This is a genomic window from Micromonospora endophytica, assembly GCF_003236305.1.
Taxonomy (GTDB): domain Bacteria; phylum Actinomycetota; class Actinomycetes; order Mycobacteriales; family Micromonosporaceae; genus Micromonospora; species Micromonospora endophytica.
This window is the reverse complement of sequence record NZ_POTX01000076.1, coordinates 1-23,388: the sequence shown is the minus strand read 5'-3', so window position 1 is coordinate 23,388 and position 23,388 is coordinate 1. Positions and strand designations below refer to the sequence as shown.

At 71.8% G+C, this 23,388-nt stretch carries 30 protein-coding genes; 14 read left to right on the top strand and 16 right to left on the bottom strand.

Annotated features, from left to right (window positions below; all coding sequences use genetic code 11):
- The coding region (locus C1I93_RS13750; protein WP_111243663.1) for a hypothetical protein at positions 1-330 on the top strand (330 nt) is incomplete at its 5' end.
- A gap of 145 nt (positions 331-475) precedes the next feature.
- Here C1I93_RS13750 and C1I93_RS13745 read toward each other — a convergent pair.
- Positions 476-961: a DUF2231 domain-containing protein gene (locus C1I93_RS13745; protein ID WP_111243662.1), complete on the bottom strand. Its 486-nt coding sequence runs from the start codon at positions 959-961 to the stop codon at positions 476-478.
- 184 nt (positions 962-1,145) lie between these two features.
- Here C1I93_RS13745 and C1I93_RS13740 point away from each other — a divergent pair, with 184 nt between their 5' ends.
- Entirely contained in the window at positions 1,146-1,574 is a 429-nt protein-coding gene (locus C1I93_RS13740) for a Fur family transcriptional regulator (protein WP_111243661.1), read from the top strand.
- Positions 1,575-1,749: 175 nt separating this feature from the next.
- Here C1I93_RS13740 and C1I93_RS13735 read toward each other — a convergent pair whose 3' ends face one another.
- From C1I93_RS13735 to C1I93_RS13695, 10 genes are all read right to left on the bottom strand, one after another.
- Complete coding sequence (locus tag C1I93_RS13735) at positions 1,750-2,670, bottom strand: RecB family exonuclease (protein WP_111243660.1); 921 nt, start codon at positions 2,668-2,670, stop codon at positions 1,750-1,752.
- Between the two features lie 102 nt (positions 2,671-2,772).
- The gene (locus C1I93_RS13730) at positions 2,773-3,387 is read right to left on the bottom strand and encodes a MarC family protein (RefSeq protein WP_111243659.1); all 615 of its coding nucleotides are present in this window, start codon (positions 3,385-3,387) and stop codon (positions 2,773-2,775) included.
- 41 nt (positions 3,388-3,428) lie between these two features.
- Positions 3,429-4,289, bottom strand: coding sequence for a PHP domain-containing protein (locus C1I93_RS13725; RefSeq protein ID WP_111243658.1), 861 nt, complete (start codon positions 4,287-4,289; stop codon positions 3,429-3,431).
- 60 nt (positions 4,290-4,349) lie between these two features.
- Positions 4,350-5,618, bottom strand: coding sequence for a hypothetical protein (locus C1I93_RS13720; protein WP_111243657.1), 1,269 nt, complete (start codon positions 5,616-5,618; stop codon positions 4,350-4,352).
- The gene (locus tag C1I93_RS13715; RefSeq protein ID WP_111243656.1) at positions 5,615-6,376 is read right to left on the bottom strand and encodes a SigE family RNA polymerase sigma factor; all 762 of its coding nucleotides are present in this window, start codon (positions 6,374-6,376) and stop codon (positions 5,615-5,617) included. The genes C1I93_RS13720 and C1I93_RS13715 overlap by 4 nt, the downstream gene beginning before the upstream one ends.
- Positions 6,377-6,482: 106 nt before the next feature.
- Positions 6,483-7,370, bottom strand: a complete 888-nt coding sequence (locus tag C1I93_RS13710) for a PH domain-containing protein (RefSeq protein ID WP_111243655.1) — start codon at positions 7,368-7,370, stop codon at positions 6,483-6,485.
- Between the two features lie 6 nt (positions 7,371-7,376).
- Positions 7,377-7,535, bottom strand: a complete 159-nt coding sequence (locus tag C1I93_RS31595) for a hypothetical protein (RefSeq protein WP_007455302.1) — start codon at positions 7,533-7,535, stop codon at positions 7,377-7,379.
- 116 nt (positions 7,536-7,651) lie between these two features.
- Entirely contained in the window at positions 7,652-8,335 is a 684-nt protein-coding gene (locus C1I93_RS13705) for a DUF6758 family protein (RefSeq protein ID WP_338044285.1), read from the bottom strand.
- A gap of 76 nt (positions 8,336-8,411) precedes the next feature.
- Positions 8,412-9,035, bottom strand: coding sequence for a TrmH family RNA methyltransferase (locus tag C1I93_RS13700; RefSeq protein ID WP_111243653.1), 624 nt, complete (start codon positions 9,033-9,035; stop codon positions 8,412-8,414).
- A 22-nt stretch (positions 9,036-9,057) separates the two neighbouring features.
- Positions 9,058-9,561 carry a hypothetical protein gene (locus C1I93_RS13695; protein ID WP_111243652.1) on the bottom strand — a complete coding sequence of 168 codons (504 nt, stop codon included), beginning with the start codon at positions 9,559-9,561 and terminating at the stop codon, positions 9,058-9,060.
- A gap of 689 nt (positions 9,562-10,250) precedes the next feature.
- On the opposite strand from C1I93_RS13695, the gene trxA reads away from it, so the two are divergent.
- From trxA to C1I93_RS13680, 3 genes are all read left to right on the top strand, one after another.
- Positions 10,251-10,613, top strand: a complete 363-nt coding sequence (trxA, locus tag C1I93_RS13690) for a thioredoxin (protein WP_111243651.1) — start codon at positions 10,251-10,253, stop codon at positions 10,611-10,613.
- Between the two features lie 135 nt (positions 10,614-10,748).
- Positions 10,749-11,189 (top strand): hypothetical protein, encoded by a 441-nt coding sequence (locus tag C1I93_RS13685; RefSeq protein WP_111243650.1) that lies wholly within the window; start codon positions 10,749-10,751, stop codon positions 11,187-11,189.
- Positions 11,186-12,124 carry an HTTM domain-containing protein gene (locus tag C1I93_RS13680; protein ID WP_111243649.1) on the top strand — a complete coding sequence of 313 codons (939 nt, stop codon included), beginning with the start codon at positions 11,186-11,188 and terminating at the stop codon, positions 12,122-12,124. The genes C1I93_RS13685 and C1I93_RS13680 overlap by 4 nt, the downstream gene beginning before the upstream one ends.
- Positions 12,125-12,158: 34 nt before the next feature.
- On the opposite strand, the gene C1I93_RS13675 is transcribed toward C1I93_RS13680, so the two are convergent.
- Positions 12,159-12,557, bottom strand: coding sequence for a thiol-disulfide oxidoreductase DCC family protein (locus C1I93_RS13675; RefSeq protein WP_111243648.1), 399 nt, complete (start codon positions 12,555-12,557; stop codon positions 12,159-12,161).
- A 92-nt stretch (positions 12,558-12,649) separates the two neighbouring features.
- Between C1I93_RS13675 and C1I93_RS13670 the strand changes: the two genes are divergently transcribed.
- From C1I93_RS13670 to C1I93_RS13660, 3 genes are all read left to right on the top strand, one after another.
- Complete coding sequence (locus C1I93_RS13670) at positions 12,650-13,690, top strand: Rv2578c family radical SAM protein (protein WP_111243667.1); 1,041 nt, start codon at positions 12,650-12,652, stop codon at positions 13,688-13,690.
- A 148-nt stretch (positions 13,691-13,838) separates the two neighbouring features.
- The gene (locus C1I93_RS13665; RefSeq protein ID WP_111243666.1) at positions 13,839-14,246 is read left to right on the top strand and encodes a CoA-binding protein; all 408 of its coding nucleotides are present in this window, start codon (positions 13,839-13,841) and stop codon (positions 14,244-14,246) included.
- A 22-nt stretch (positions 14,247-14,268) separates the two neighbouring features.
- A complete protein-coding gene (locus C1I93_RS13660; RefSeq protein WP_111243647.1) occupies positions 14,269-14,802 on the top strand; it encodes a DUF4190 domain-containing protein in 534 nt (177 codons plus the stop codon).
- Between the two features lie 10 nt (positions 14,803-14,812).
- Here C1I93_RS13660 and C1I93_RS13655 read toward each other — a convergent pair whose 3' ends face one another.
- A complete protein-coding gene (locus tag C1I93_RS13655) occupies positions 14,813-15,718 on the bottom strand; it encodes an SDR family NAD(P)-dependent oxidoreductase (protein ID WP_111243646.1) in 906 nt (301 codons plus the stop codon).
- Between the two features lie 121 nt (positions 15,719-15,839).
- Between C1I93_RS13655 and C1I93_RS13650 the strand changes: the two genes are divergently transcribed.
- The 3 genes from C1I93_RS13650 to C1I93_RS13640 all read left to right on the top strand — a co-directional run bounded on the left by C1I93_RS13650 (position 15,840) and on the right by C1I93_RS13640 (position 17,702).
- A complete protein-coding gene (locus C1I93_RS13650) occupies positions 15,840-16,370 on the top strand; it encodes a DUF4190 domain-containing protein (protein ID WP_111243645.1) in 531 nt (176 codons plus the stop codon).
- Between the two features lie 101 nt (positions 16,371-16,471).
- Positions 16,472-17,317 (top strand): SDR family NAD(P)-dependent oxidoreductase, encoded by an 846-nt coding sequence (locus C1I93_RS13645; protein ID WP_223256455.1) that lies wholly within the window; start codon positions 16,472-16,474, stop codon positions 17,315-17,317.
- Between the two features lie 70 nt (positions 17,318-17,387).
- Positions 17,388-17,702, top strand: coding sequence for a hypothetical protein (locus C1I93_RS13640; protein WP_223256454.1), 315 nt, complete (start codon positions 17,388-17,390; stop codon positions 17,700-17,702).
- Positions 17,703-17,730: 28 nt separating this feature from the next.
- On the opposite strand, the gene C1I93_RS13635 is transcribed toward C1I93_RS13640, so the two are convergent.
- The 3 genes from C1I93_RS13635 to C1I93_RS13625 all read right to left on the bottom strand — a co-directional run bounded on the left by C1I93_RS13635 (position 17,731) and on the right by C1I93_RS13625 (position 20,189).
- Positions 17,731-18,690 carry a DMT family transporter gene (locus tag C1I93_RS13635; protein WP_111243643.1) on the bottom strand — a complete coding sequence of 320 codons (960 nt, stop codon included), beginning with the start codon at positions 18,688-18,690 and terminating at the stop codon, positions 17,731-17,733.
- Positions 18,691-18,779: 89 nt separating this feature from the next.
- Positions 18,780-19,244 carry a hypothetical protein gene (locus C1I93_RS13630; RefSeq protein WP_420811766.1) on the bottom strand — a complete coding sequence of 155 codons (465 nt, stop codon included), beginning with the start codon at positions 19,242-19,244 and terminating at the stop codon, positions 18,780-18,782.
- 75 nt (positions 19,245-19,319) lie between these two features.
- Positions 19,320-20,189, bottom strand: coding sequence for a PhzF family phenazine biosynthesis protein (locus C1I93_RS13625; RefSeq protein ID WP_111243642.1), 870 nt, complete (start codon positions 20,187-20,189; stop codon positions 19,320-19,322).
- Between the two features lie 33 nt (positions 20,190-20,222).
- Here C1I93_RS13625 and C1I93_RS13620 point away from each other — a divergent pair, with 33 nt between their 5' ends.
- From C1I93_RS13620 to C1I93_RS13610, 3 genes are all read left to right on the top strand, one after another.
- The gene (locus C1I93_RS13620; protein ID WP_111243641.1) at positions 20,223-21,527 is read left to right on the top strand and encodes a magnesium transporter MgtE N-terminal domain-containing protein; all 1,305 of its coding nucleotides are present in this window, start codon (positions 20,223-20,225) and stop codon (positions 21,525-21,527) included.
- Entirely contained in the window at positions 21,520-22,170 is a 651-nt protein-coding gene (locus C1I93_RS13615) for a DUF1003 domain-containing protein (protein ID WP_111243640.1), read from the top strand. Before C1I93_RS13620 ends, C1I93_RS13615 begins: the two co-directional genes overlap by 8 nt.
- A 66-nt stretch (positions 22,171-22,236) precedes the next feature.
- Entirely contained in the window at positions 22,237-23,385 is a 1,149-nt protein-coding gene (locus C1I93_RS13610; RefSeq protein WP_111243639.1) for an Mrp/NBP35 family ATP-binding protein, read from the top strand.
- Positions 23,386-23,388: the final 3 nt, after the last annotated feature.

Below are 23,388 nucleotides of genomic sequence, written 5' to 3'. Positions count from 1 at the left end.
CCGCCGAGCCAGCCCACCACGCCCGGCAGTCCGACGCATCAACCCACCCGGTTCGGCGGCCCCGGGCAGCAACCGCCACCGCCCCTCGGACAGCGACCGCTCCTGCCGGGCGGCTACGACGGGCCTCCGCCCACCACCGCGCCGCCGGCTGGCTGGCGGCCGGAGGTGCAGCTACGGCCGACCCCGCCCCGGCAACTACCGGCCCAGGACATGGCCGCGCTGGACACTGAGGAACAGCGGGCGCAGCAGGTGACCCGGGCGGTCGGGATAGTGGCCATCGTGGTCCTGCTGCTGGTGGTCTGCCTGCTCTGCACCCGGGCGCTGCGCTAGACCCTGCCTTGAGTCCCCGGCCGGCCTGCGGCGGGCCCGCGCGACGGCAGGCCGCGGCGGAGCTGTGCGGATCTTGACAAGCCGGCAGCGGCGGACTTGTCCGGCCACCCACCACCGAGCGACCGGAACACAGAGCGGCCCCGCCCTACTCGAAGGTGTTGCCCCAGACGATCTCGGCCCCCGAGTGGCCGGTGAACCAGACGTAGACGAGGGCAAGCACGCCCAGCACCACCACGGCTACCGACAGCAGCGGCGGCACCCAGCGCGGCACTGTGGGCACCCGGCGGTGGCCGCTGTTCGCCACCAACAGCAGAATCACCGCCAGAGCCAGCCCCAGCGTGATCAAGGACAGCACGTCACCGTAGCTGGCGTGCTCCTCGATCTGCGCCAGGATCTCGCCGGCGAATCCCCGCGCGATCTGCCGTTCCTGGAGCGCCTCCCCGGACTCCGTGCCCACCCACGCGGTAATCGGCGCGATCACCGCCAGGGCCGCCACCGCCCAGTCCAGCCGCGACCGGAACCGCGGCAGAGCGATGTACGCGACGGCGAGCAGCACCAGCAGCGGTACGAAGACCACCACCGCGTGCACGACCAGTACGTGCACGGGCAGACCCAGCACCTTCTCGAACATCGAACCTCCGACGGTAGGTGATCGTGGAACGTCAGGGTACGGCGATGTGCTGCCCCGGCCCAGGACTCTGCTGATCCACACGCGGAATCGGCCAGCCAGGTTCAGCCGACCGGGTGTCGAACGACGCGTAGCCGGGTCGCACCGCAAGGTTGTCGTGCTCGGAGGGCCGTGTTGTCATTGACGCATGTCTAGGGGTGCGGAACTCCTCCGGTCGCGGGGCCTGCGCGTGACCCGGCCGCGCCTCGCCGTCCTCGACGTCCTGCACGGCGGTGGCCACCTGGAGGTCGAGGAGATCACCCGACGGGTACGCGAGCGCCTCGACTCCGTCTCCACGCAGGCGGTCTACGACGTGTTGGGCGCACTTTCCCGGGCCGGCCTGTCCCGCCGGATCGAGCCGGCCGGCAGACCCGCCCTTTACGAGGCCCGGGTCGGCGACAATCACCACCACGTGGTGTGCCGAAGCTGCGGCGAGATCGCCGACATCGACTGTGCGGTGGGCAGCGCACCCTGTCTCGACCCGGGCCCTGCCGACGGTTTCCTGGTCGATGAGGCGGAAGTGACCTTCTGGGGGCTCTGCCCCGCCTGCCAGGCTCGTCGCGACGCCGACGAATGACCATCCGGCCGGCGGCGTGGCTCGAGGCCCGGGAACCCGCCGCGCGCCTGACCGCAGGTCTGGTGGGTACGCGTCCCTGAACCACACCGCCTCGCGCGTCCCGGCGGCGCGGGAAGCGGTCAGCCGTGCTGCGGAGGGCTGCCTCGTGCGCGTCCCGGCGGCCGCGGGAAGCGGGTCAGCTCTGATCCGACGGCCGCTCCACGGCGGCCCACGGATCCTTCTCGGGGACGGAGGCACCGGCCGGACAGGTGCGCCGGTAGTCGCACCAGGCACAGCGTGGCCCGGGTGTGGTGGGGAAGGCGGCATCCGGGTCACCGCCGTCGGCGACCGCCCGTTCGGCGGTCATGATGTCGCGGGCGGTCTCCTCGGCCCGGGTCACCTGCCGGTTCAGTGACTCGACGGTGTGCTCGTGCGCCGCGACCGTGCCGCTGGGCAGGTGGTGCAGCTCGACCCGGCGGCAGGGGCGGCGGAACACCCGCTCGGCCGCGTACGCGTAGAGCGCCAACGCCTGCGAGCCGCGGGCGTCGTCGGTGTCGAGCGTGGCGCGGCCGGTCTTGTAGTCCACGATGGCCAGCTCGGGGCCGTCGGCGCCGGCCCGGGAGTCGATCCGGTCGGCCCGGCCGTTGAATGCCAGCACACCCGTCTTCACCGCCACCACCCGCTCCACCCCGACTGGTTCGTCGGCCGGATCGAGCCCGTCGACGTACGCCTCCAGCCAGCCCAGCGCCCGCCGGTAGGCGTCGCGTTCCTGCTCGTCGTCGCGGTATCCCTCGCGCACCCAGGTGCCCTTGAGCAGCGTCGGCAACGTCTCCGGGCGACGTCTGTCGGCGGGCATCGCATACCAGTTCTTCAGGGCGGTGTGCACGCTGACGCCGAGCGAGTTGTGCGCCCACGGCGGCCCCTTCGGTGGGGCGGGACGGTCGACGTAGGCGTAGCGGTAGCGCCGGGGGCAGTCAGCGTACGCGCCCAGTTTGCTCGGGGTGCACACGAACAGCCGCTCCGGCATGCCCTCGAAGCCGAGCTGCTCGGGCTGCGCGTCACGGGGCCGGGGCGCACGACCACCGGCGGGTCGTCCGGTCGGGAAGGCTCGTCGCACGCCTGTGATCCTGCCATCCACCCCCGACACTCCCCCGGCCCGGTCAGACCACACCGACGAAGACCACACCGGCCAAGACCACACCGACAGAGACCGTGCCGATCAGGCCGTACCGCTGAAGTCGGTCACGAAGGCGAAGATCGCGTCTGCGACGAGCTGCACGGCGATCGCGGCCAGCAGCAGGCCGGCGATCCGGGTGAGCACCTCGATTCCACCGGGACGCAGCACCTTGACGATCCCGCCGGAGAAGCGCAGCACGATCCAGACCGTCAGCATCACCGCGACGATCGCGGTGCCGACGGCGACGTAGTCCGTAGCCTCCTCGGCCTGTTGGACGAAGAGCATGGTGGCCACGATCGCACCCGGCCCGGCCAGCAGCGGCGTGCCCAGCGGCACCAGGGCGATGTTCGAGGTGGCCTGTTTGCTCGGGTCGTCGGCCTTGCCGGTGAGCAGTTCCAGCGCGACGAGCATGAGCAGCAGTCCGCCGGCCGCCTGCAACGCAGGCAGGTCCACGTGCAGGTAGGCGAGCAGGGTCTGCCCGGCCACCGCGAAGACCACGATGACGCCGAGCGCCAGCGCGACCGCCTGCCAGGCGGCGCGGTTGCGCTCCCGCGCCGCCAGCGGTCCGGTCAGCGCGAGGAAGATCGGCATCATGCCCGGCGGGTCGACGATGACCAGCAGGGTCACGAAGACCTCGCCGAAGAGCTTGAGATCCACCCGGTCACCGTAGCGGTGCCATCCGGAAGCGGAACCCCAGGTCAGCCGGTAGCAACCTCGGTCACTCCGGACGAGGCGGCGACGATCCGCTCGTACGCCTCGGGCCCGGTGGTGAAGGCGCCCAACTTGACGCTTTTGTGCGTGCCGTGGAAGTCCGATGATCCGGTCACCAGCAGGCCCAGTTCGGCGGCGAGCCCGTGCACGTGCGCCCGCTCGGCCGGTGAGTGGTCCTCGTGGTCGGCCTCCAGTCCGGCCAGACCGGCCACGGCCAGTTCGGCGATCAACTCGTCCGGCACCACCCGGCCGCGTCGGGTGGCCCGGGGGTGGGCGAACACCGGCACACCGCCAGCCGCCCGCACCAGGCGCACGGCCGCGAAGACGTCGATGTCCTCCTTGGGCAGCCGGTAACGCTCCCCCAACCAGTCCGGCCCGAACGCCTCGGTGGTGGTGGTGACCAGACCGGCCCGGATCAGCGCCTGCGCGATATGCGGCCGGCCCACCGTCCCACCGCCCGTGCCGGCCAGGATCTCCGGCCAGCTCACGTCGATGCCGTCGGCCCGCAGCAACGCCACGATCCGCTCGCCCCGTTCGGCGCGGGCGGCCCGCACCCGGGCCAGTTCGGCGACCAGTTCCGGAGACTCCGGATCGAAAAGGTACGCCAGCAGGTGCAGCGGCAGCGGCGGCTGCTCACCGAACCAGCGACAGGACAGCTCGGCTCCGCGTACCAGCCGTAGCCCGCGCGGCAGTGCCCGCAGCGCCGGCTGCCAACCGGCGGTGGTGTCATGATCGGTGATCGCCACGACATCCAACCCGGCGCTGGCGGCGGCCCGGACCAGCTCCGCCGGGCTGAGCGTGCCGTCACTCGCGGTGGAGTGGGTGTGCAGGTCGATCCGGGCGATCATCGCCCGAGACTACCCGGGGCCGATGGCCACCAGCGGGTGCCGTACGCCGGTGCGGACAGGTCAACCGGAGCTCACCACCACCGGGTGCACTCCGGCGGGTAGACCGCCCATGACGCGGGTTTCCGGGAGGCGACCGGCGGTGGCCCGCTCGACCTCCACCCGGATCAGCTGGCCGGCGGAGTCGACGTAGTAGGCGATGCCCGCCGCGCTCCAGACCACGGCTCCGCTCATCGCCGGCCCCGCCGGAACCGGTTCGACGGAGGATCCGAGCCGCCGCAGGTCGACAAGTACCGCCTTCACCTGTCCTTCGGACCGCCGGTTGGCCAGCAGCCAGCGCCCGTCCGGTGAGACCGCGCCCGAACCGCCGTCGCTCAGCTCCGGACCGCAGTCCGCACCGACGGGGGCGAGTTCCGCCACGGGGTCGAGCAACGTCAGGCAGGTGCGTCGCGGCGTGCCTTTGGTGACTTCGCCGACGAGTCGCCCGTCGGGCAAGGCACCGAAGATCCGGCTGCTGATCCGGTCGGTGCCCGGATCGAGCCGGCCGGGTTGCAGACGCCACAGCACGTGTCCGGGACGGTCAGGAGCGAGCCGCACCAGGACGTCGCCGCCGACAAACCGCAGGGGTACGGCTTCCGCCGGCACCTCAGCCCGGGCGGTGGTGATCAGCTCCTGGTTGACGACCTTGGCAACGGTCAGCGCCGTGCCCTGTTTCCAGGCGACCTGCTGGCCGGTGGCGTCCAGAACGATCTCTTCGGCACCGGCTAGCAGCACCTCGGCGGTGCCGTTCGGCGCCACCCTCCAGAGCAAGCGGCCGGGCAGACCCGCTGGCCCCACGGCCAACCAGCCCCCGCCGTCGGCCAGGCGGTGAGCACGCTCGATCCGGCCGGCGTCGACCAGGCCGATCCGTCGCCCCTGCGCGGTGACGATCGCCCGGCCCAGCACCAGGTCCACGTCGGCGAGCGGGGTGCGGGTGTCGGCGGCGGTCGGCGGGGCGGTCGGGGTCAGGATCACCACGGGCCCCGAATCCGGATCGCCGATCACCACGGTTTCTCTGACCGGGGGTCGTGCGGCGCCTAGTTGCATGGCGGTGGCAGCGGCGAGGATCACCGCCATCGCGGCAAGGCTTGTTCCGGCCAGGGTGCGGCGGCGCTGGATCCGGTGGGCTCGCCGGATCGCCGCCGTGGCGGGATCGCCGACCGGGGCCCGCGACGCGGCCACCTGCCGGATGAACACCTCCCGGACGGCGCGCTCCAGCTCGTTCTGCCCCACCTCCAAGGAACGATCCGGAGTGCCGCTCGGGTTGTCATGGCCGCGGGAACTGGCGTTCACCGCCGCTCTCCCGCCAGGGCGTCGGTCGTCTGCGCGGCGACCGGCGAAAGCTGCCCGCCCCTCGAAGGACTGTCGACAACCGGAACGGTAGGTAGCGCGGGCACCGCCGACACCGCGTCCGCGGAATCCGCGGCCGGCACCGTCGGGGTGCCGAGCCCCGGCTGCGCGTCATCGTCCGGCCGGCGGGCCGCGCGGGTGGTCTCGGGCGGTACGCCGCGGGCCGGCACCGCGGACCGGGACCCGGTGCCGGGCAGTACGAAATCCTCCTCCGCGCCGATCCGTCGGCGCAGGGTGGCCAGCGCCCGGGAGGTCTGACTCTTGACGGTGCCGGGCGAGATGTTGAGCAGGGCCGCGGTCTGCGCCTCCGACATGTCCTCGTAGAAACGCAGCACCAGCACCGCGCGCTGCCGGGCGGGCAGCGCCTTCAGGTGGCGCCAGAGCACATCCCGGTCGAGTTGCTGCTCGATCACGTCGGCGGCGGCGCGCTCGGGCATCACCTCGGTCGGGCGCTCGCCGTGCCAGCGGCGTCGCCACCAACTGGTCGAGGTGTTGACCATGACCCGGCGGGTGTACGGTTCGATCGCCTCGATCCCGCCGAGCCGTTTCCAGGCCAGGTACGTCTTGGTCAACGCCGTCTGGAGCAGATCCTCTGCGGTGCCCCAGTCGCCGGTGAGCAGGTACGCGCTCCGCAGCAGTGCGCCGGAACGGGCCGCGACGAAGTCACGGAACTCCTCTTCCAGCGGGTCGCTGCCGGTCACGCACCACCTCCAGTCCTGGTCGCGCCGCCCAGGAAGCCTGCCATGGCCGGAGCAGAGGGTCGAGGGCGGAGGGGGCCGCGACAACTCCGATGGTCGGCCGGAACCCTCAGGCGCCGTCGTCGGCCTTGGCCTCGTCCTGCTCCTTGCCCAGCCGCGCCTCGACCGCCTGCGGCTCGTACATCTCCTCGACCACACGCAGGTAGAGCTCGTTGGGGTTGGGCAGGTTCTTGACCTCGCGCAGGGCCTGCTCCTGACCGGCGGACTCCAGCACGAAGGTGCCGTAGTTCAGCGCCCGGCCGGCCGGCGACTGCTCGTACTTCATGTCGGTGACCCGGGTCAGGGGCATCATGGCGACCCGCCGGGTGATGATCCCGTTGACCACCATGACCCGCTTGTTGGTCAGGATGAACCTGTCGTACCACCAGTCGGCGACCCGCCAGGCCACCCAACCCATCACCGCGAACCAGAGCAGGACCGCGATGGTGGTCAACGCTCCGACGTCCTGCCCGGCGAGGAAGCCAGAGAGGTAGCCGAGCACGAAGGTGGCGGCGATGCCGACGAGAATCGGCGTGGTGAGGTGGATCCAGTGGCGCTTCCACTCGCCCCGGTAGCGCTCGGTGGGGAAGAGGTAGCGCGCCACCAGCGAGCTGGGCTCGTCCTCCAGCGGCAGCACCCGGCGGGGGGTCATGCCACTGGCATCGGCCCGGAGCCCGGCCAACTCCTCTTCGGAGATCTGCGGTGGCTGGTATCCGGCCTCGGGATCACGCACCCAGGCGCGGCCCGATCTGGCCTCGCCGCCGTAGCCCGGACCGTCGCCGTAACCCGGACCGTCGCCGTAGCCGGCGTCGTCGGAGAAGACGGGGCCGTCGGAGCGGCGGGCACCGTAGCCCGGACCGTCGTCGGGGTCGATCCGGGGGATCGGCTCGGTGTCACGTTCCCGGCGGGCCCGGTCGGGATCGTCGGGATCGAAGGGCGGGCCGGAGGGGCTTCCCATCGGAGGCTAGGCGACCAGGCTGGTGAAGAAGTCGCCGAAGCCCTGGGCGATGTCCATGATCCCGCCGCCCAACGACTTGAACACGTCCGCGGCGGAATTTGGCCGGTAGGCGACGAAGAAGATCAAGAATGCGATTCCGGCCCAGGTGAGGACCTTCTTGACCATGGCGGGCCATCCTCTCGCGCGGCGCCGGGTCCCATTACCGCAGCGGCACCCAGAGTATCAGCGTGGTGTCTTACCGTGAATATCTGCGTCCGTTCTCCGACATTCCAGGGGGCTTGTCAAGCCTTCCCGTGCAGATACGGAGATGGTGCGCCGTACACGAGCTCGGATGGCGTCCACTCGACAAGGTCGTGGAGCACCACGTCCTCGGCGAGCAGATGTCCCGCACTCGCCGGCCAGGCTATCGCATAGAGCCACAATCCCCGAGCCTCGCCGGCGTACGCGCTTCGATCTGTCAGGGAATTCACCAGCCACAGTGGAGTGGGGTGGCCAGCCACCCGGATCCCGGCCCGCCCGACATGACCGGGATGTCCCGGCCCGGGCTCGGTCAACGCCTCGGCCAGCTCCGGTCCCGCGTCCGGGCCGGGCACCCCGGCGTACCGTGCGCCCAGGCCGACCCCTGGCTCCTCGGCCACGAAGACCAGGTCGGCGGGGCCGGCACCGAGTGGCGCGGGGCCGGCGCAGGCGACCGCCGTGGCCCGCACGCCGAGCCGGTCGTCGCCGGCCCACGCCACGCCGGTCGTGGTCCAGCCCGGCGGCAACGGCCAGGGGCACCAGAGCGGCACCGCCGGCCGCCGCGGCTCTACGCCGGTCTGGATGCGCTCGACGACACTCGCCACGATCTCGGCACCGATGTGCTCCGGCACGTGCAGCGGCGCGACCGGTCCGCAGTCGGGGCAGCGGGATTCGGCGTGCATCAGATCAGGCGGCCGCACGGATCCACCGCATCTGGGGCAACTCACCGCAACACTCACCACTCCACCGTCACCCCACACCGGCGCGTCGTCAAGCGGAGCGGCCGCATTGCCTCACTGTCACTCAGTCCGGCGGCGGCCCGGCGTGGGCGCGAATCCACGAGTGCATCGCGATCCCACTCGCCACGCCGGCGTTTATGGACCGGGTCGAGCCGTACTGCGCGATGGAGAAGAGCTGATCGCAGGCGTCCCGGGCAGCGTCCGAGAGGCCGGGGCCCTCCTGGCCGAAGAGCAGGACGCACCGCTGGGGCAGCGTGGTCGTCTCCAGCGGTCGCGAGCCGGGCAGGTTGTCGATCCCGACCAGCGGCAGGGCCTCCCCCGCGGCCCAGTGGGCGAACTGCTCGATCGACTCGTGATGCCGTACGTGCTGGTAGCGGTCGGTGACCATCGCGCCTCGGCGGTTCCACCGACGCCGGCCCACGATGTGCACCTCGGCGGCGAGGAACGCGTTGGCGTTGCGGACCACCGTGCCGATGTTGAAGTCGTGCTGCCAGTTCTCGATCGCCACGTGGAAGCCGTGCCGCCGCCTGTCGAGATCGGCGACCACGGCCTCCCGGCGCCAGTACCGGTAGCGGTCCACCACATTGCGCCGGTCGCCCTCGGCGAGCAGCTCGGGGTCGTATCGAGGATCCTCCGGCGGTTCCCCGAGCCAGGGTCCCACGCCGACGTCGAGCTGCTCACCGGTCACGATCAGGCAGGCTACGGCAGCCTCAGCGAAGTCCGAGCGCGGTACCGAGCCGGTCGAGGAGACGACGGTCGGCCGGGGCCACCGTGCCGATCGGGAGCACCGCCGACGCCGTGACGCAGACCCGAGCCGCCACCGACTGCACCCACTGCCGGTACGCCGCCGAGTCCGCCGGATCGGCCCGCCGCTCCAGTACGCGAACCACCGCACGGCAGTCGGCGAGAACGTCCACCAGATCGGTGCGGGGAGCGGGCAGCGAGGTGTCGTCGTGCCGGGCGTAGATCTCGGCGACCACCGCCCGGACGAGGTCGCTGTCGAAGACTCGCCCGGCAGCCACCGCGTCAAGCCCCGCGATCCCGGCGGTCACTCCCCGGTGCGGCCGTCCCGGACCAGGCTGGATGGCGGTCACGATCACCCGGCCAGGCAGATCGGTGAGCAGCTCCCACTCGGTCCTCGAATAGGGGCCGGCGCTGGTGGACCCGGCACGTCGGCCGGCGGCCGGCGGTTCTCCGGCAAGGGAGCGGCTCATGCCGGCGCTCCGGCGCGCCGCGTGCCGGCATGAGGCACCACCGCACCGGGACCGATTACTGGCTCGCAGCGCTCGCTCATGGCGGGACCTCCGCCGTCAGCATATGCGCCGGGGCCGGGGCCGAGCCCGCTCCGCCACGAACCCGTTACCACTCGGTTGCGAACCAGGGGCAGAGGCCGACGTGAACCGGAGTGGGCGGAGGCCGGGCGGGGCGCTTCTCCGCGCCGGTGGATCAGCGGCGAAACCGGGTCCGGACGCAATGAGCGGCGGGGCCCTCCCCGGCACCCGCCGCCCACGCTCTGATGTCTCAAGATTCTGCCGTACGAGCGTCCTGCGGCACAGAGACCGAGGTCACATTTATCTTTTTGTTACATCACGAAGAGTGACTGATCATCTCTCATCAAGCGATCTCCGCAGGTCGGATCGGTGCTCGTCAACGCCAAAGTTACCAGGTCGTAGCTGCCCTAAAGGTTGATCTCATTGGAAACGCTCCCATCACGGGCGGTTACGCAATTGCGACATGCATTTGCGATCTGCGGACGCCCGCTGGAACCGATGCTGATCGATGCGGACAAAGGTCACACCGAGGCCCGAACACCGGGGTTTCGTCGGGCTCCAGGTCGGGAATGCGATGGGTTGCGGCCGGGTTCCACCAGAGGTAACTGTTCCGCGTGATCGGAGAGATTCACATGGCAACCGTCGAGCTGACCACGGCTAACTTCGACCAGGTGACCGAGAGCGATGGGATCGTGCTGGTCGACTTCTGGGCCGAGTGGTGCGGCCCCTGCAAGCGGTTCGCCCCGGTCTACGAGCGTTCCTCGGAGAAGCACGCCGATGTCACCTTCGGCAAGGTGGACACCGAGGCGCAGCAGGACCTCGCGATGAAGTTCGACATCCGGTCCATCCCGACGATCATGGCCATCCGCGACGGCGTGATCGTCTTCGCCCAGCCGGGCGCGCTGCCGGAGTCGGCCCTGGAGAACCTGATCGAGCAGGTCCGCGCGCTCGACATGGACGACGTACGCAAGAAGCTGGCCGAGCACAAGCACTGACGATCGCCCCGGCGGCCGGGCCCGGTGAACCGGGCCCGGCCATTGGCGTACGCGCTCCGGCACCCGGTCTCCCGGTGCCGCCCGGGCTCGCGGCACCCCCGCCGACGAGCGGTGGTGCCGTATCTTCTGCATGCGATGGATACGTTGACGAGCCGTGGCCGCGCGGTCCGGGTGGGAGTCACCGGGCTCGCCCTGGCCGTCCTGCTGGCCGGCACCATCTGGGGCGAGGACGACCATTTCCCGTTCGGCCCGTTCCGGATGTACTCCACCTCGGATCCGCCCGACGCCGACGCCCGGGACACCCGCGTGGAGGGGGTGGACCGCACCGGCGCCCTGGTCGACCTCGGCGAACGTGCCACCGGAATCCGCCGAGCCGAGATCGAGGGCCAGCAGGCCCGCTACACCGCCGACCCCAGCCTGCTCAGCGAGGTGGCGGAGGCGTACACCCGCCGGCACCCGGACGCCCCGGAACTGACCGAGGTCCGCATCGTCGTCCGTTGGCACGACATCACCGACCGCCGCCCGACCGGCCGCTGGTCCGACGAGACAGTGGTCCGCTGGCAGGTCACGCCATGACCCACTGGCTCACCGAAGCAGTGCCCCGTGGCCGCATCGCGGCCTTCCGCACGCTGGTCTACCTCTTCGTCGCCGGCGACCTGCTGATCTTCACCCCGTGGGTACGCGACCGCGTCGACGTCTCCGGCGACCTCTACCAGCCGCTCTTCGTCGGGCGCGTACTGCCGCTGCCGACTCCCACCCCGGCGCTGGTGAGCGTGATCTTCTGGCTGTTGCTGCTGGTGGCCCTGCTCGCCGCCACCGGGCGCGCGCCCCGGCTGCTCGGCTGGACGGTCTTCGCGCTCTACCTCGAGTGGATGATCATCGCGATGAGCTACGGCAAGGTGGACCACGACCGGTTCGCCCTGCTCGTCGCGCTGGCCGTGCTGCCCACCGCGGGCCGGGCCCGGCACGGAGATCCGACCAGGAGCGAGGCCGGCGGCTGGGCGCTGCGCGTCACCCAGATCGCGGTGATCTGCACCTATTTCCTGGCCGCCTGGGCGAAGTTCCGCTTCGGCGGCCTGGACTGGGCGACCGGCTCGGTGCTGGCCAAGGCGATCATCCGGCGCGGCACCGAACTGGCCGACCTGATCGCCCAGGTGCCCCACCTACTGCTGATCGCCCAGTTCGGCATCCTCGCCTTCGAGTTGCTCAGTCCGTTGATCTTCGTGATACCGGAGCGCTGGCGGCTCGCCACGGTGGGCTTCTTCTACTCGTTCCACCTGGTCACCATCGCGACGATCACCATTTCGTTCGCCCCGCACCTGGTCGCCATGACCAGTTTCCTGCCCCTGGAGAAGATCCGCCCGGTGGTCGCGCTGCGCCGGCTGCTGGCCCGGCGACCCCGCCGGGACAGGCCGGAGCCAGCCAACTCCGCGCCACCGGCCGCCGTCGTGCCACCAGCCGCCGCTGCAGGCGGCGGGCGGCCGGAGGGCCTCCCGGCCGTCGCGGACTAGCCGGGCCGTCGCGGACTAGCGGGGCCGTCGCGGACTAGCGGGGACCGTAGAGACGCTCCCGGGTCGCCTGGGGCAGGGAGCAGGCGGCCGTACCGCCGGGCATCCGATGCCGGTTGCGGGCCACCCACCGGTACGCGGGCCAGGCGGCGGCGCGTACCGGGGCGAAGCGGAGCCCGCCCCCGGCGATCCGCCAGAATCGGCCGCTGCTGTCCAGCAGCGCGGCGATGGCGTCCGGGCCGGCGGCCCGGCTGCCGTCGGCACCCACCCACTGCACCGCCTCCTCGCACTCGGCCTCGGTCAGACCGAGCGCGTCGAGGTCGGCGAACTGCCACGGCACCACCCGGGCGCCGGTGGGGATCCGCCGCTCGATGAACTCGGCGCAGCGGGTGCAGAACGCGCAATCCCCGTCGTAGACGAATGTCGACCGCTCCATGACTCCATCCTCCACCGCCCCGGTCCGGTGTCACCCCGCGGTGTCCGCCGGATCACTTGCATCGGACTCGTACGTGTGTTCGAATGATGGCCATGCGCTGGGAAAACCTCGCCGCTCCCCCGGATGAGGGAGTTCCCGGACGGGCAGCGCCGGCGACGCCACCCCTGCCGCTGGCGCTGCCCGGCGCGATCGTGCGCACCTTCGACACCCCGGCCTTCGCCGGCATGACCTTCTACGAGGTACGCGCCAGGTCGATCCTGAACAAGGTCCCCGGCACCTCCCGCGTCCCCTTCGAGTGGACGATCAATCCGTACCGGGGATGCAGCCACGCTTGTTTGTATTGTTTCGCCCGAAACACCCACACCTATCTTGAGTTCGACGCCGGGGCGGACTTCGACAGGCAGGTAGTCGTCAAGGTCAACGCGGGCGAGTTGCTGCGCCGCGAGCTGGCCGCGCCGCGCTGGCGGGGCGCGCACGTCGCGATGGGCAGCAACGTCGACTGCTACCAGCGAGCCGAGGGACGTTATCGGCTCATGCCGCCGATCATCGAGGCGTTGCGCGACTTCGCCAACCCGTTCTCGATCCTGACCAAGGGCACCCTGATCCTGCGGGACCTGCCGCTGCTGCGGCAGGCCACCCAGGTCACCCGGGTCAGCGTGTCGTTCTCGGTGGGCTTCGTCGACGAGGAGCTGTGGCGGTCGGTCGAGCCGGGCGCTCCGGCACCACAGCGGCGGCTCGACGCCGTACGCCAGTTCACCGATGCCGGGTTCGAGGTGGGGGTGCTGATGGCGCCGATACTGCCCGGCCTCAGCGACTCCGACGAATCTATCGACGCCACCGTGGGGGCGATCGCCGCCGCCGGAGCCACCAGCGTGACACCGCTGCCGCTGCACCTGCGCCCCGGTGCCCGCGAGTGGTACGCGCGTTGGCTGGGCCGCGAGCACCCCCACCTGGTTCCCCGCTACCGGGAGCTGTACGCCGCGGGCGCCTACGCGCCACAGCCGTACCAGCGGGAGTTGGCCGCCCGGGTCCGCATCGCCGCCCGCCGCCACGGCCTCTACCGGCCCGAACGCGGTGACCACCGCCAGGTGCCGGAGTCGGCCCCGGAGCCTGAGCAGCTCCGCCTGCTCTGATCCGCCACCCGCTCCGGCTCCGGCTCCAGCTCCGGCTCCGGCTCCGGCTCCGGCTCCGGACGGCAACGACGGGCGGTGGCGGTGGCGACGGGTGGCGCGGCGGAGTTACCGGCGGGCGGAGCCGGTACGGCGGGGCTACAGTCGGCGGGTGCGTAGCGCTCAGCAGATCCTCGCCGACTCCGCCGTGATCGCCGTCGTCGGCGCGTCCCGCGATCCGAGCAAGGCGGCACACCGCGTGCCGGCAGAGATGCGGCGGTACGGCTGGCGGATCATTCCGGTCAACCCGACCGCCGACGAGTTGTTCGGCGAGCCGGTGTACCGGTCGCTCGCCGACATCCCACACCCGGTCGACCTGGTCGACGTGTTCCGTCCCGCCGACGAGGCGGTCGACGTCGCCCGCCAGGCCGTGGCGATCGGCGCACCCGCAGTCTGGTTGCAACTCGGGATCGTCTCTCCGCAGGCCCGCCAGCTCGCCGAGGAGGCCGGCCTCGACTATGTCGAGAACCGCTGCCTGATCGTCGAGCGGGCCGCCGCAAATCTCACCCGGCTGGGCTGACCTGCGGGTAGCGTCCGGCAGTGTGAGCCAGCCGCCAGAACCGGAGCAGCCGCCCTCGCCCTACGAACCGCCGCCGGGCGGGCAGCAGCCGTCACCTTACGAACCGCCGCCGTACGGCGACCCGTACGGGCCATCGTCGTACGGGCAGCCGCCGGGTGAACAGCCGCCGCAGCACGGCCAGCCGGCCTACGGGCAGCCGTCGTACGAGCATCCCGGGCAGCCGCCGCACGGCCAGCAGTGGGGGCAGCAGCCGCCGTACGCCCCACAGGTGCCCTACGGGCAGTACGGTCCGCCGTCACCGCCGGGAGGCGGCGGTGGCGGTGGTACGAACGTGCTCGCCATCCTGTCGCTGGTCTTCGCGTTCGTCTTCGCCCCCGCCGGCATCGCCCTCGGGCATCTGGCCCGGCGGCAGCTGCGCACCAGCGGCGAGGAAGGTGCCCAGCTGGCCACCTGGGGTCTGATCCTCAGCTACATCTTCACCGGGCTCTACCTGGTGTTCTGCTGCGGCTGGCTGGCCCTGGTGATCTGGGCCGGTTCGGACGGCTCGAACACCTGAGCACGGGCGGTCAGCGGAACTTTGCCTCCCGCACGCTGTTGCCACCGTCGACCACGAGCATCTGACCGGTGATGTAGGACGCCGCCGGTGAGCAGAGGAACGTGATCGCGGCAGCCACCTCGTCGGGGGTGCCGGGGCGCCCCACCGGCGTACCGAGGCCCTGCTTGATCTCCGCCATCGTCGAGGCGGCGGTGTAGATGGTGCCCGGCGCCACCGCGTTCACCGTCACGCCGTCGGCGATCATCTCCATCGCCAGCGCCCGGGTCAGCCCGACCACACCTGCCTTGGCCGCCGCGTACGCCGCCTCGGTGGGCAGCGCGTTGACCGGGCCGGCCGTCGCCGCCAGGTTCACGATGCGGCCCCAGCCCCGCTCGGCCATCCCGCTGATGAACGCCCGGCTGCACAGGAACGCCGTGGTGAGGTTGCGGTCGATCTCGCCACGCCACTCGTCGTAGCTGAGCTGGGCGACCGGACGCAGCACCTCCGGGCTGGCCCGGCTGGCCAGGCCGGCGTTGTTGACCAGAACCTCCACATCGCCGAGCTGTTCGGCGACCGCGTCGGCAAGCGCGCCGACCTCCGACTCGTCGGTGAGGTCGGCGACGAATCCGGTGACGCCGAGTTCGCTGGCCCGCTCGTGGATCCGCCGGGTGGTGGAGACGATCGCCACCCGGGCGCCCAGGTCGGCCAGGCGCCGAGCAGTGGCGTACCCGATGCCGTCCGGGCTGCCGGCACCCGTCACCAACGCGACCTTGCCGTCCAACCGCATGGTCACCGGTTCGGGCAGGGCGGCTGGCACACCGTCGTCGCCGGGCGCCGACGCCGCGACAGCGCGCGCACGCCGGGCCACGCCGGGTCGGCTGACGTCCCGCCTCGGTCTGCCGCTGGATCGTTCCGCCGTACGCGCGTCAAACCCCATGCCGAGATCCTGCCCTGCGCCGGGGCGACGAGCAACGCGGCACCCGATGCCGGGCGCGTCGGGAGTTGCCCGAGGGTGGCTACCCTGACTGCGCCCGAGCACCGCGATGGAAGTGAGCCCGATGACACAGCCCCCGCCGTCCGGCGGCTGGCCCGACCCCGCGTCGAGCGGCCAGCCTTCCAGCCCGCCCATCGATCCGACCCTGCCGGTGAGCCCGCAGCCGCCAGTACCGCCGCAGCCCGCCGGCTACGACCCCTACCAGCCGACCGACCCGTACGCCGGGATGAAGTCGGATCCCGGCACTGCGGCGTACCCGCCCGCCGGCTATCCGCCGCCGCCCCAGCCGGGCTACGGCTACCCGGCACCGCCCGGATACGGCTATCCGCCGCAGCGGGCGACGAACACCCTGGCCATCGTCGCGCTGGTGCTCTCCCTGATCGGCATCGGTTCGTGCATCACCGCGCCGATCGGCGCGATCATGGGTCACGTGGCCATGCGCCAGATCCGGGAGACCGGCGAGTCCGGCGAGGGCATGGCGAAGGCGGCAATCATCGTCGGCTGGATCCTCACCGGGCTGCTCGCGTTGGTGATCATCGGCTACGCCATCGCCATCGGGTTCGCCATCGCGAGCTCGTCCTCGTCCTCCACCTGAGCGCGCCGCCCGCCCCGGATCCGACCGGGGCGGGCAGGCCGGCGGATGCGTACTGGCATCGGCGGGCCAGGGCACGTGCGACGTCACGGTAACCTCATGGCGTGACCGGGGCGGAAGAACCTGCGGAAGACCTCACGACCCGTCGACTGGTGGTGGTGACGGGTGCCAGTTCCGGCATCGGGCTGTCCGCCGCGGTCGACCTGGCCCGTCGCGGTGACCAGGTGGCGCTTGTCGGCCGCGACCCGGCACGGCTGCGCGCCGCGGCCGACGAGGTACGCGAGGCGTCCGGTGAGCGTCCCGAGGTGTTCCGCGCCGACTTCGCGGTTCTCGACGACGTACGGCAACTGGCCGCGCGGTTACGCGAGGCGTACGACCGGATCGACGTGCTGGCCAACAACGCCGGTGCGATCGTGCTCCAACCGGTCACCACTGTCGACGGTTTCGAGCTGTCCATCCAGGCCAATCACCTGGCCCCGTTCCTGCTCAGCAACCTGCTGGCCGACCGGGTGCGTCGAATGGTGGTCACCGCATCCGGCGCGCACCGCAGCGGCGTGCTCGACCCGGACGACCTCAACGTCACCCTGCGCCAGTACCGCCCGTTCACCGCGTACGGCACCAGCAAGCAGGCGAACATCCTCTTCACCGCCGAGGCGGCGCGGCGGTGGCCGGCGGTCGCGTCGTACTGCTTCCATCCTGGCGTGGTGCGGACCCGGTTCGGCAACGAGAGCCGGGTGGTGGCCCTGGGCATGCGGCTGATGCCGTTCCGCAGCCCGGACAAGGGTGCGCGGACGCTCGTGTGGCTGGCCAACCAGGACCGTTCGCGGCTGGTCGACGGCGGTTACTACTTCGACTGCCGACCCCGTCGTCCGCTGCGTAAGGCGGCCGACCCGCAGCTCGCCGCCCGACTCTGGGCGGCCAGCGCCGCCGCGGTCGGCCTCTCCAGCTGAGCCCGACGCCGAAACGTGGGGGCGGGCGACGGGGTCGCGGGAGCGCGACCGGGTTGCGATACTCCGGCGTGTGACGATCAATGACCCGGTGGCCGGAGCGACAGCCGCCCCGGTGAGCCTGGTGGCCCTGGTGGAGTACCCGGCCGGCGCGGACGAAGCCGGCCAGCGGTACGAGGACAGCGTGCTCACGCTGCTGCCTCGGCACGGCGGCCGGTTGGAGCGGCGGTTGCGCACTGGCGACGGCCACCGCGAGGTGCATCTCATCCGGTTCGACACCCGGGCCGGCTACGAGGCGTTCCTTGTCGATCCTGAGCGGATCGAGCTGCGGCAGGCACTCGGCGACACCGCGCCGAACACCCGCGTGCTGGAGGTGCACGAGGTCTGACCGGTCCGGGCACCTCCTACCGCAGACCTCAGTCGCGTACCGGTGCCGCGTCGGCGGGGGCGGTGGGCGGCTTCGAGGTGCGCCGAGCGGTCCGGGCGCTGGCGAGCACCACCACGGCGACGCCGGCCACCAGCAGCGCCAGGCCCGGCAGGGTCGCCGGGGCGGGCAGCTGCCCCAGCCAGAGCCAGCCGATCAGTGCCGCCCCGGGCACCTCCAGCAGGATCAGCACGCTGACCGTGGTGGCCTGGATCCGCCGCAGCGCGTAGCTGAACATCGAGTGGCCGAGCAGTTGGGCCCCGGCGACCAGGGCCAGCACGGCCAGCCAGGTGCCGGTGTCGAACCCACCGAGCGGCACCTGGCCCACCAGGCAGACCACCAGCAGGATCATCGCGCAGACGCCGTAGCAGATGGTGGTGTAGGTGGCGGTGCTGACGGTGACCCGGGCCCGCTCACCGAGCGCGACGTACACCGCCGCGAACATCCCGCCGACCAGCGCCAGCAGGTCCCCCGCGAAGGCCGCTCCGGAGACGGTGAAGTCGGCGCCGGTGGCCAGCATGGCACCGACGACCGACACCCCCACGCCGGCCCACACGCCCACCGGCAGCCGCCGCCCCTGGGCCCGGGCGATGAGCCCCTGCCAGACCGGCTGGGTGGCGACGAGCGCAGTCGCCGCGGCGACTGAGGTCAGCTTCGCGCTCGGCATCCAGGTGGCGAAGTGGGCCGCCAGGGCCACCCCGGACAGCACACAGAACATGCCCTCCCGCCGCCCGGTGCCGGTGACCAACCGCCGAAACTCGGCGCGCCGCCGGATCACCGCGAACGGACTCAGCGCGGTGACCGCGAGCAGGTTGCGCCAGAACGCCACGGCCAGGGCCGGGGCGGCGGCGAAGGCGATGAGTGGCGCGGACGAGGAGACGGCCACGACGGCGAGCGCCAGGGCACCTGTGGTGAGCAGGTCGAGCGGCGGACGATGGGGTTCGGGTGGCACGAGGTGGAATCCTCACACGTTCGCGGCCGCACTTTGCGTCAGGGTTCGGCGACGAGCATGCGGCGGCTGTGCCGTCCTGACCGGCAGGATCAGCGACGCCGGACCCGGTGCAGCCGGAACGGCCGGCGAGTCGGGCGGACCACCGACGCGGGCCGGGGCGGTTCCGCGAGCGAGTCGTCGGGCAACTCCGCGCCGTGTGCCGGCGCCCCGGCCGGAGCCAGTCGGAGCAGGGCGCAGCCGTCGGCGGCCCAGCGGGCCACCAGGTCGGCGGTGGGGCCGGGCGCATTCAGTCGCTTGGCGCCCACCAGCGGGGCGAGCGTCTCCCACTCGTCGCTGTCCGGGACCACCCGGGTCACCCGGGCCGGCCAGGTCACGATCCGACCGCCGTGATCACCGCGGAGCGTCACCTGCGCCTCCTCGGCCTCGGCCAGACCCGGCGCGGCCTGCTCGCCGGGACCGGTGACCACGAAGAGCGCGTTCTCCAGCGGTACGCACCACAGGGCGTACGAGGGGCCACCGCCGACCGCGATCCAGGCCACGGAGGCCTTCTTCATCGCCTCGTCGACAAGCGGGGCACGATCGGGCTCGTCGGTCACCACGCCATCCTCTCGTACTCCACGTCGGCGAGGTCAGCCGACGAACGGCGGAACCAGGATCTCGCCGCGCGCCACCGCCATCACCTGACCGGCGACGGTGGCACCCACCGCCACGCCGCCGTCTGCGGTGACGGTGCAGGTCAGCGTGGACGGCCGACCCATCTCGACCCCCTGCACGACGGTGTAGGACGATCGTCCCTCAGCCGGCAGCAGGCCGCTGGCGACCAGCCACACCCCCAGTCCCAGCGCCGCCGAACCGGTCGCCGGATCCTCGGGCACGCCGACACCGGGAACGAAGACCCGGGCGTGGGCGGTTTGCGCGACGGAGTTCCAGGAGAAGACGCTCACATGTTCGATGCCGTACCGCCGTGCCACCACGGGGTTGACCTGCGCGCGGGCCAGCGCCTCGGGACGTACCGGCAGGAACGGGAACTCCAGTCCACAGCCGGCCACCCGGGGCGGCGGGCCGAGGTGGTCCTCGGCGGTCAGGCCGGCCACCTCCAGCAGCGGCTCGACGTCCAGCTCCGGACCGAGGGTGGGGCTGCCGCCGGTGAGCGTCGCACCGCTCTCGGTGACGTCGATCGGCAGCACGCCGGCCTGACACTCCTGGGTGATCTGCCCCACACCGAACAGTCCCCGGCGGCTGCCGGTGACTGCCGCGCCGACGCTGGGATGACCGGCGAACGGCAACTCCTCGGTGGGAGTGAAGATCCGCGCCCGGTAGGTGGCACCGGCCTGGGTGGCAGGCAGCACGAAGACCGTCTCCGACAGGTTGAACTCCCGGGCCAGCTGCTGCATCTGGTCGGTGGCCAGCCCTTCGGCGCCGAACACCACCGCGAGCGGGTTTCCCGCGTACGGACGGTCGGTGAAGACGTCCACGATCTCGTAAGCCAAGGTCGACATGTTGATAAACCCTAGGCCCTTAGGCTGGTGCGCGTGAGCACGCCGACCCGGGTGTACATCGCCCGACTCGCCGGAGTTGCCGTCTTCGATCCCAATGGCGACCAGGTGGGCCGGGTCCGTGACGCGGTGGCCCGGCTGCGATCGCCCCAACGCTCGCCCGAGGTGGTGGGTCTGGTCGCCGAGATGCCGATGCGCCGGCGGATCTTCCTGTCCATCAACCGGATCACCTCCATCGACGCCGACGCGATAGTGCTGGGCAGCGGCACGCTCAACCTGCGCCGCTTCGAGAAGCGGCCGAACGAGCTGCTGGTGCTCCAGGAGCTGTTGGACCGCCGGGTGCAGGTCCAACCGGACAGCCGGGCGGCGACGGTGGTGGACGTGGCGATGGAGTGCAGCCGGGGCGGCGAGTGGTCACTCACCCGGGTCGCCGTTCGCGAGCAGAGCGGCCGGCTCGCCCGCCGGGGCACCCTGCACCAGGTCGCGTGGGACAACGTACGCGGGCTCAGTGGCATCGCCGACACCCGCGGTACCGCGAACCTGCTGGCCGTACTGGAGGACATGCGCCCGGCCGACCTGGCGAACGCCCTGCAGGACCTGCCCGACGCGCGGCGTAACGAGGTGGCCGCGGCCCTGGACGACCAGCGGTTGGCCGACGTGCTGAGCGAGCTGCCCGAGCACGACCAGGTCGAGATCCTGGCCGCGCTCGGGCGTGAGCGGGCCGCGGACATCCTGGAGGAGATGGATCCGGACGACGCCGCCGACCTGCTCGGCGAGCTTCCCCCGCCGGAGCAGGACGTGCTGCTCGACCTGATGGAACCGGACGAGGCCAACCCGGTGCGGCAACTGCTGAAATACACCCCGGGTACGGCCGGCAGCGTGATGACCTCCGAACCGGTCATCCTGCCGCCAGACGCCACCGTCGCGGAGGCGCTGGCCCGGATCCGCGAGCCACAGCTGTCACCGGCGGTGGCCGCGCAGGTCTTCGTGGCCCGTACGCCGATGACCACCCCGACCGGCCGCTACCTCGGCATGGTGCACTTCCAGCGGCTGCTCCGCGAGCCCCCCGCGGACCTGCTGGGCGGGGTGGTGGTGAACGACATCGACCCGTTGCGACCCACCACGCCGCTGCCGGAGATCACCCGCCGGATGGCCACCTACGACCTGGTGGCCATGCCGGTGATCGACCGGAACAACCGGCTGGTGGGTGCCGTCACCGTCGACGACGTGCTTGATCACTCGCTGCCCCCGGACTGGCGCGACCGCGACGCGGCGGCGGACACCGCCGCGGAGCCGCCGAGCCCGACCACCGCCGACACCACGGAGCACCGCAATGGCTGACCCCCGCCGAGCCGAGCGGCTGGACCAGCCCCGGGAGCCACGCGGGGTGCGGTTGCCCCGGGTCGACCAGGAGAGCTTCGGCAGGTGGGCCGAGGGCATCGCGCGCGGGATGGGCACCGCGCTGTTCATCGTCTACATGACGCTGGTGCTGGTGCTCTGGTTCGTCTGGAACACCCTCGCACCGGAGGGTGTGCGCTTCGACCCGTACACCTTCACCTTCCTCACCCTGATCCTCTCCATCCAGGCGTCGTACGCGGCACCGCTGATCCTGTTGGCGCAGAACCGGCAGTCGGATCGGGACCGGGTGGCGATGGAGGAGGACCGCCGCCGGGCCACCATGCAGAAGGCCGACACGGAATACCTGGCTCGGGAGATCGCCGCGCTGCGGATCGCGCTGGGTGAGGTGGCGACCCGCGACTTCGTCCGCTCGGAGCTGTCCCGGCTGGCCGAGGAGCTGGACGAGGCGGCGCAGCGCCGACAGCGGTTGGAGCAGCGGCAACGCGGCGAGAACGTGGCGCGTGCCGGTGACGGGCTCGACGAGCCCCGCGACGAACTGGACGACGACCATCCCGGCGAGCGCCGCCGCGAGCGGTCCGGTGAGGGTCCGCGTGAGGTGCGCGACGCCCGCTCCCCGGAGAGCTGATCGACTCGCTCACACCGGATACCGCTGGTCCCGGCGGCGGAACAGGTCCGACGTAACATTGCGGGCATGTCAGCTCCCGTCAGCACCGTCAACGACGCCGTCCAGGCCGCCCTGGCCACCGTCAACGACCCGGAGATCCGCCGGCCGATCACCGAACTCGGCATGGTCCGCTCCGCCGAGGTCGGCGAGGATGGTGTGGTCCGGGTCGAGCTGCTGCTCACGGTGGCCGGCTGCCCGCTGAAGGACAAGCTGCGTGCGGACATCACCGCCGCCGTGGGTGCGGTGAGCGGGATCACCGGCGTGGAGATCGAGTTTGGCGTGATGAGCCCCGAGCAGCGCCAGGAACTCCAGGCCAAGCTGCGCGGCGGTGGCGCGACCGAGGAGCCGGTCATCCCCTTCGCCCAGCCCGGCTCACGCACCCGGGTGTACGCGGTGGCCAGCGGCAAGGGCGGCGTGGGCAAGTCCAGCGTGACGGTGAACCTGGCCGCCGCCCTGGCTGCCCGGGGCCTCTCCGTCGGCGTGGTGGACGCGGACATCTACGGGCACTCGGTGCCCCGGATGCTCGGTGCGGACGGCCGACCCACCCGCGTCGAAGACATGATCATGCCGCCGCAGGCGCACGGCGTGAAGGTGATCTCCATCGGCATGTTCACCGCCGGCAACGCCGCGGTGGTCTGGCGCGGGCCGATGCTGCACCGGGCGTTGCAGCAGTTCCTCGCCGACGTCTACTGGGGCGACCTCGACGTGCTCCTGCTCGACCTGCCGCCGGGCACCGGCGACGTGGCCATCTCCCTGGCCCAGCTGCTGCCCAACGCGGAGATCCTGGTGGTCACCACGCCGCAGGCCGCCGCCGCCGAGGTGGCCGAGCGGGCCGGTGCGATCGCCCTGCAGACCCACCAGCGCGTGGTCGGTGTGATCGAGAACATGTCCTGGCTGGAGCTGCCGGACGGTTCCCGGATGGAGATCTTCGGGGCCGGTGGTGGCCAGACCGTAGCCGACTCGCTGACCCAGACCATCGGCGCGCAGGTGCCGCTGCTCGGCCAGGTGCCGCTGGACACCCGGGTCCGGGAGGCGGGCGACGAGGGTAACCCGATCGTGCTCGCCGCACCGGACTCCCCGGCGGCGAAGGCGCTCCACCAGGTCGCCGACCGGCTCGCGCTACGGCGGGAGTCGCTGCTCGGCAAGCCGCTGGGCCTCAAACCCACCACCCCCTAACCC

What these genes read in the sequence shown, in the direction of transcription:
- C1I93_RS13745 (WP_111243662.1), bottom strand. Translation starts at nt 961, where the DNA reads ATGTTCGAGAAGGTGCTGGGTCTGCCCGTGCACGTACTGGTCGTGCAC.
- C1I93_RS13740 (WP_111243661.1), top strand. Translation starts at nt 1,146, where the DNA reads ATGTCTAGGGGTGCGGAACTCCTCCGGTCGCGGGGCCTGCGCGTGACC.
- C1I93_RS13725 (WP_111243658.1), bottom strand. Translation starts at nt 4,289, where the DNA reads ATGATCGCCCGGATCGACCTGCACACCCACTCCACCGCGAGTGACGGC.
- C1I93_RS13710 (WP_111243655.1), bottom strand. Translation starts at nt 7,370, where the DNA reads ATGGGAAGCCCCTCCGGCCCGCCCTTCGATCCCGACGATCCCGACCGG.
- C1I93_RS31595 (WP_007455302.1), bottom strand. Translation starts at nt 7,535, where the DNA reads ATGGTCAAGAAGGTCCTCACCTGGGCCGGAATCGCATTCTTGATCTTC.
- C1I93_RS13695 (WP_111243652.1), bottom strand. Translation starts at nt 9,561, where the DNA reads ATGAGCCGCTCCCTTGCCGGAGAACCGCCGGCCGCCGGCCGACGTGCC.
- trxA (WP_111243651.1), top strand. Translation starts at nt 10,251, where the DNA reads ATGGCAACCGTCGAGCTGACCACGGCTAACTTCGACCAGGTGACCGAG.
- C1I93_RS13685 (WP_111243650.1), top strand. Translation starts at nt 10,749, where the DNA reads ATGGATACGTTGACGAGCCGTGGCCGCGCGGTCCGGGTGGGAGTCACC.
- C1I93_RS13680 (WP_111243649.1), top strand. Translation starts at nt 11,186, where the DNA reads ATGACCCACTGGCTCACCGAAGCAGTGCCCCGTGGCCGCATCGCGGCC.
- C1I93_RS13675 (WP_111243648.1), bottom strand. Translation starts at nt 12,557, where the DNA reads ATGGAGCGGTCGACATTCGTCTACGACGGGGATTGCGCGTTCTGCACC.
- C1I93_RS13670 (WP_111243667.1), top strand. Translation starts at nt 12,650, where the DNA reads ATGCGCTGGGAAAACCTCGCCGCTCCCCCGGATGAGGGAGTTCCCGGA.
- C1I93_RS13655 (WP_111243646.1), bottom strand. Translation starts at nt 15,718, where the DNA reads ATGGGGTTTGACGCGCGTACGGCGGAACGATCCAGCGGCAGACCGAGG.
- C1I93_RS13650 (WP_111243645.1), top strand. Translation starts at nt 15,840, where the DNA reads ATGACACAGCCCCCGCCGTCCGGCGGCTGGCCCGACCCCGCGTCGAGC.
- C1I93_RS13630 (WP_420811766.1), bottom strand. Translation starts at nt 19,244, where the DNA reads ATGAAGAAGGCCTCCGTGGCCTGGATCGCGGTCGGCGGTGGCCCCTCG.
- C1I93_RS13625 (WP_111243642.1), bottom strand. Translation starts at nt 20,189, where the DNA reads ATGTCGACCTTGGCTTACGAGATCGTGGACGTCTTCACCGACCGTCCG.
- C1I93_RS13615 (WP_111243640.1), top strand. Translation starts at nt 21,520, where the DNA reads ATGGCTGACCCCCGCCGAGCCGAGCGGCTGGACCAGCCCCGGGAGCCA.
- C1I93_RS13610 (WP_111243639.1), top strand. Translation starts at nt 22,237, where the DNA reads ATGTCAGCTCCCGTCAGCACCGTCAACGACGCCGTCCAGGCCGCCCTG.